This is a genomic window from Candidatus Chordibacter forsetii (assembly GCF_964187505.1).
Taxonomy (GTDB): Bacteria; Verrucomicrobiota; Verrucomicrobiia; order Opitutales; family Seribacteraceae; genus Chordibacter; species Chordibacter forsetii.
This window is the reverse complement of sequence record NZ_CAXLML010000022.1, coordinates 1-6,202: the sequence shown is the minus strand read 5'-3', so window position 1 is coordinate 6,202 and position 6,202 is coordinate 1. Positions and strand designations below refer to the sequence as shown.

Below are 6,202 nucleotides of genomic sequence, written 5' to 3'. Positions count from 1 at the left end.
ATGGAATACTATCAAATGGCTGCCCATACCTATGGAATGGTTACCCGTATGCAGGGAAAAACAGTTGATGGGATCAAGAAATTAGCAAAGAACTTTAAAAAACGCGGAAATGGCATGCAAATGATGTCCATGTCCTCCAAGCCGGATCAGCTCGAGAAACAGGCACGAGCCTTCCGGCAAGCGGTTCAGGATATGTTGCTACCCCTTCAATTCGGTGCACATCATAAGGATAGAAAATTAAAGTTACCTCACGACTATAAGTATGATGATGGAAAACCGCATCAAGTGATTCAACCAGGAGTTATTTTTGAAAATGATAACGATTTTAACTCATCCGAATCCAATGATCTAGTTAATCAATATGCCCAGTGGATATCCTCTCCTAACAATCCCCGTTTTACCAAAGTTGTTGTAAATAGGATTTGGAAAAAGATATTTGGGCGGGGATTGGTAGAGCCCCTGAATGATTGGAGAGAAGATACCGAAGCCTCCATGCCAAAACTCCTTGACCATCTATCGGGGTTGCTCGTTCGTTTGGATTATGACCTTAGGGAATTTCAACGGGTTCTTCTCAACCTGAACATTTTTGAAAACCAAGCCTTTGACCAGGAATTGGAGTCGCTAGCCCCATATTACTTTCAGGCTCCTACTCTGCAGAGAATGTCAGCTGAGCAGTTATGGGATTCTTTGCTCACTTTAGTTGTTCCGGAAATTGATCACCGTCAGCCAAAAGAGGAGGAGGTTGATTTTCTCGAGTCTAAAAAGACAAACCTGGAAAAGTACCGTTTAAAAGTGGAAGGAATGTCATCAGAAGAATTGTTTGATGTCGTCAAGGAGGGAAGGAAACAAATAGTTGAAATTCAGGAACAGATAAATGCCATCAATGCTCGGATGAAAAAGGCTGTAGAGTTGGATGATCGAGAATCACTTGGTAAACTTAAAAGACTCCAAAACGAATTGCGTGATAATCAGCGCTTTGCACTCGCGAGCAAAATTATGGGAGGTGAATTTAATGTTTATTCAATGTATAAGAATTATCCTCCAAAAAGAAAACGCAAGCCTTCTGAAGAGGAAAGAAAGTTTCCAACTCATTTACGCCGAGCGTCTGAACAAAATTCGCCTGCTAATGCTGACCATTTCCTCAGAGAATTTGGCCAGTCTGATCGGGATTTAATCAATAACAGCCGAAAAGAAGCATCGATTCCTCAAGTGCTAAACCTAATGAATGGTAACCTCCGTTGGAGATTAATTGATAAGCATTCTCCCCTTGCGAAAGCGGTCATTAAAGAAGAAACCCTGGAGCAAAAAATTAAGATCGTTTATGAGGCCATGCTCCAAAGATCTCCCACAGAAAAGGAAATTGAACTTTGTAAGAATAGCCTGCCCTTTCCGGATTTACCCACTGCTCCAGCCTTCAAAGATTCGGATACTCCAAAGCAGAAAGCTCAGATCGCCCAAAAAGCGAAAAAGCAAAAGGAATATTACCAAAATCGAGTGCATAATGAATTGCGTCATCTTGCTTGGGCATTGCTTAACACTCGTGAATTTTCTTTCATCCAGTAATCGCCATGAGTACCCAAAAACTTTTCCAATCTGAACTAAACCGTAGAGCATATTTGAGTTATGCAGCCAAAAGCTTTCTTGGGGTTAGCATACTGCCCTGGGTAACCAACTCTCCAGCCATTGGTGCAGGCTTGGGACTTAACCGTCCGGTAAATTATGCCCCCAAAGCAAAAAATGTGATCTACCTCTACATGTCTGGAGGAATGAGTCATCTCGATACTTTCGACCCTAAAACAAGCGAGGTTAAAGGACCGATGGGACTGTTAAAAACGAAAACCGATGGAATTGCCCTAGCGGAGACCCTTCCATTACTCGCTAATCACTCCGACAAAATTGCAGTTATCAGGGGTTTAACCTCAACCAAAGGGGCTCACGAACAGGGAAATTACTTCATGCACACAAGCTATGATAAAAGGGGAACCATTGTACACCCAAGCATGGGGTCATGGGTGACTCGTTTGGACGGTCGGTTTAACCCTACTCTACCCGGTGCAGTGGTGGTAGGCACTGGCAACCAACATCCACTATCCGGTTTTCTATCTACCCAGCACCAGCCCCTAAAAGTTGGAGCCCCCGGAAAAGGACTGGCCAATTGTGAACACAAAGGATTTGACGAAGATACTTTCAACAGAAACTTAAATTTATCCAAAAATTTGGACCAAGCTTTTGTTCAAAAATATAACCTCGCAAAAGTACGCTCCTATGCTGACATTTACGAAGATGCCGTCCGTTTGATGCGAAGCAAAGACTTGGACGCATTTGATTTAAGCCAAGAGAAACAAGGAGTGCGCGATGCCTATGGAAGGGATAATTTTGGCCAGGGTGTACTACTGGCAAGAAGGCTAGTTGAAAAACAGGTTCGGTTTGTCGAGGTACAGCTTGGCGGATGGGATACTCATAACAATAATTACGAGCGCGTATATGAGAGGTGCGATATTCTCGACCAAGCACTATCCGCTTTATTGGACGATCTGCATAAACGTGGGATGCTCGAAGAAACCTTAGTGGTTTTGGCCACGGAATTTGGTCGCACTCCAGATTACAATTTAAATGAGGGAAGAGACCATTACCCCAAAGCATTTTCTTGCATGCTTGCCGGAGGTGGGGTTCGGGGTGGACAGATCTGGGGAGCGACAGACGAAGAAGGTCGCGAAGTGGTCGATGGGATCACCCAAATCCCTGACTTTAACGCCACTATTGCCTATGCTCTTGGCCTGCCATTGGACGAAATCGTTTTCTCTCCCTCCCGCAGACCATTCACTCTAGTTGACAAAGGACAACCCCTTACCCAACTCTTTTAAAAAACATTCTTCTTTAGAATTTAGTTCTAGAATGGCTCTTTGGACTCGACCTTTGCTTTAGTCATCGGCAAGGGTAGATAATCTTTAACCTAAATTATAACCAATTATTATGAAGTATCTCGCCTGTTTTGCGCTCTTGCTTCCTTTTGTCGTGTCAGCAGCCAAACCTTCCTCATCATCATCCGAAAATGTCATCGTCATCGAATTGAAAGACGGTCCAGTCGTCATCGAAACTTTCCCAGATGTCGCACCCAAACATGTTGAACGTATCGAGAAGCTTGCCAAAGCCGGAAAGTACGACGGTGTAGCCTTTCATCGAGTCATCGATGGCTTCATGGCCCAAACCGGTGATGTTGAGTTTGGAAATGTCAAAGATTTTAGTGAAGGTAGAGTTGGAACCGGTGGTTCTGACTTTCCAGACATAAAGGCTGAATTCAATGACAAGAAACATGAGCGTGGCACTTGTTCCATGGCTCGCTCAGCCAGTCCCGATAGTGCTAATAGCCAATTTTTTATCTGCTTTGAACCCTCTTCCTTCCTTGACCGTCAATACACAGTCTGGGGCCAAGTGATTGAGGGTATGGAATTTGTGGACAAAATTAAAATGGGTTCTAGCCGGGACAATGGATCGGTCAGCGATCCTGACCATATGGTCAAAGTAACCGTTGGTAGACCTAAGGCAGAAAAAAGTAAATCGGACGAGAAGTAATCTTGGCATTCGTCCACTCACAAGTTGAGTGGATTAAGGATCAGATCCGATCAACTCATCGCACTGTAGATGGTAGAGACCAACAAAGAATTCTTCGTCCCATCTCTCTTCCACGGTTAGCCTTCCCAAAATCCGTATCACTCGGTCCATGGTTACTTCCACTCCACTCTCGGATCGTGCAACCACCCATCCATTTGCTTCTGGAGCCTGTCCAAAACAACAGCTTAACTGATCAGGCATTAATAAAAATTCCTTCACTAAATTCTCTTCATCGACCACGGTCGGGACCATAAATCCCTCGATGGCTACCTGCGTTCCGGAAAAACTACGCACTTCCTTGGGTACGCGAGCCGAATAAGAAGAGAAGTCATAATCCAACCCGTCTGACTCCCATTCAATTTCATAAGGGAAAGTGGTCAGTACGGAATACTTTAGTGCCTCGTATCCACTGGAGCTATCGTGAGGTGGAAGATTATTAATGACCTGCAAGGATTGATTGTCCTCCGAAGACAATAAGGTCTGACCCAAAACAATTCTGCCCTCCAGCACTTCATCCGTCTGATTTAAATCAGTAGTCACATTAGCATCCCCTTCCTGTGCCTTGAATTCTTGGAGCATGTCCTCTGGGGGGTTAGAAGCTGGGCCTCCTATCGGATCTCCGGCCAAAGGCTCGCCCACTTCAGTGAATTCAACTTGATTTGCTAAATCTTCTGACTCTGGTGCACATCCGACAGACCAACAGGTAAAAACCAAAAGGATTCCCTTTCGACCAAAAGATACCATCGCTAGTTTTTCTGGGTTACTCATTGCCTGACTTACACACTATCCGTGAGGATTTAAAGATTCTTGCAAGCTCGAACGATAAAGTTTGCGGGCAGGAAACCATGCACTTACGAGACCAAGCATAAGAATTCCTCCTCCTGTAAGTAAAGCCATACCATCCAACATGGGAAGGTTCATGCCCACACCAATTTGTAAATGAATAAGAGATGATACAGCCATAGAAAGGAGAAAATAAATAATCCATGATCCCAATGCTCCGAATGCGGATAGCAAAATAGATTGCCAAAGAATGGATCCAGTTACCACTGCTCGGCTTGCACCCATACAGCGAAGCACCGCAAATTCGCGCCTTCTCTCATGCATGGTTGAACGCAGGGTTGCTAAAATAATTAAGCCACCCACCAAAGCCATTAAAAGTGCAAGAGCAGCAACCGATCGTTCCAGCCAAGCAAAGCGGTTAAAGAAAGACGATAAAATTGCAGGTACCGGCCATGCGAGAGTGGCCCGATCGCCTTGCTTGTTATATTTTACATCCAAGGCCAGTCCTGATGAACCTTTCAAATTTAACAGTACACCACTTATGGAGTTTGCCTCCTCAGGATCGTGCCCTTCCATTGTTTGTACACCTCTAAGAGGTATCCATATTACTTGATCCGTAGGAGTGCCCGTAGGTTCCAAAATTCCCACCACTAGGTAAATATCGTTATGTTTGCGGTCTGGGTTATATTCCAATCCATGGTATGGGTGGAAACGATCGCCCAATTGCAAGCCAAGTTCTCTGGCCACTTCGGCTCCCACCAAGGCCTCCTTAGCTGATTCCGAAAAGATTCTTCCCGGTGATCGTACTTGATAATTTGTTCCGGACTTCCACTGATGATTAAGAAATAATTCCGGCATGGTTCCAACTAATCGGTACCCGAGGTAATTATCTCCCAGGGCAAATGGATAAGCCTCTGAAACTCCAGGATGTGAACGAATCGTTTCGTACTGTTCCCAGTCCAAATTTCCTGGAGAATTTTCCAGATGGAACAAGGCGTTAAGCACGAGTTGAAGTTGTGAACCTCTCGCTCCTAAAACGGCATCAAAGCCACCCGCAGAATGGGCAAAGGCAAGCTTGACTGATTGTTTGGTTTTCCAGGCTCCCAAAAATAATCCTCCAGACAAAGACACAGTAAATACAGCAACTAAAGTAGAAAGCAGGTTCTGCCTGAGTGCACGTCTCGCAAGTTTTAAAGATACAGATATCGCAGCCATACTTCCTTTACTGTTTTCCGACCTCCACCTCTTTGGACCCATTTATTTGATTCAATTCTTCCCAATCAACTTGATGTTCGAACTTCCCGATTACTCGTGGGTCATGGCTGACTAAAATGAGTGCACTCCCCCACTCCTTGCAAAGCGATCGTAGTAGCTCAAGCGAACGATCTGTATTGGTGGGATCTAAATTCCCTGTTGGTTCATCGGCTAGAACCAATTTCGGACGATTAATCAAAGCACGGGCAATAGCCACGCGTTGTTGCTGACCAATTGAGAGTTGGCCAGGAAGGTGATCCTCACGGTCAATCAACCCTACTTTATCGAGCAAGGAACGAGCACGGTCCAAGTTGGAGGCCCCATTTAGGCTCATCGCCAAGAGTAGGTTTTCGATACAGCTAAAACCGTTCAACAAATTAAAAGATTGAAAGATATAACCGATCATTCCCGATCTCAATTGGTCACGATCTGATTCATTCATCGCACCCAAAGATTGACCATCGATCCGAACCTGTCCTGAATCCGGGGTTAATACTCCAGCAAGCATATGTAAAAAAGTCGTCTTTCCGCTACCGCTAGGTCCTTTGATAGC

The 6,202-nt window shown here is 44.8% G+C and carries 6 protein-coding genes; 3 read left to right on the top strand and 3 right to left on the bottom strand.

Features of this window, described 5'->3' with window-relative positions; genetic code table 11:
• From ACKPQ4_RS00785 to ACKPQ4_RS00775, 3 genes are all read left to right on the top strand, one after another.
• Positions 1–1,563 (top strand): DUF1553 domain-containing protein (locus ACKPQ4_RS00785; RefSeq protein WP_407679303.1); only part of this gene is annotated, 1,563 nt, incomplete at its 5' end.
• A gap of 5 nt (positions 1,564–1,568) precedes the next feature.
• The gene (locus tag ACKPQ4_RS00780) at positions 1,569–2,864 is read left to right on the top strand and encodes a DUF1501 domain-containing protein (protein ID WP_407679302.1); all 1,296 of its coding nucleotides are present in this window, start codon (positions 1,569–1,571) and stop codon (positions 2,862–2,864) included.
• A 109-nt stretch (positions 2,865–2,973) separates the two neighbouring features.
• Positions 2,974–3,573 carry a peptidylprolyl isomerase gene (locus ACKPQ4_RS00775; protein ID WP_407679301.1) on the top strand — a complete coding sequence of 200 codons (600 nt, stop codon included), beginning with the start codon at positions 2,974–2,976 and terminating at the stop codon, positions 3,571–3,573.
• A gap of 33 nt (positions 3,574–3,606) precedes the next feature.
• Here ACKPQ4_RS00775 and ACKPQ4_RS00770 read toward each other — a convergent pair whose 3' ends face one another.
• From ACKPQ4_RS00770 to ACKPQ4_RS00760, 3 genes are all read right to left on the bottom strand, one after another.
• Positions 3,607–4,380, bottom strand: coding sequence for a DUF3299 domain-containing protein (locus ACKPQ4_RS00770; protein WP_407679300.1), 774 nt, complete (start codon positions 4,378–4,380; stop codon positions 3,607–3,609).
• Between the two features lie 15 nt (positions 4,381–4,395).
• Positions 4,396–5,610, bottom strand: coding sequence for an ABC transporter permease (locus tag ACKPQ4_RS00765; RefSeq protein WP_407679299.1), 1,215 nt, complete (start codon positions 5,608–5,610; stop codon positions 4,396–4,398).
• Positions 5,611–5,617: 7 nt separating this feature from the next.
• Positions 5,618–6,202: ABC transporter ATP-binding protein (locus ACKPQ4_RS00760; RefSeq protein ID WP_407679298.1), on the bottom strand; the 585-nt coding region annotated here is incomplete at its 5' end.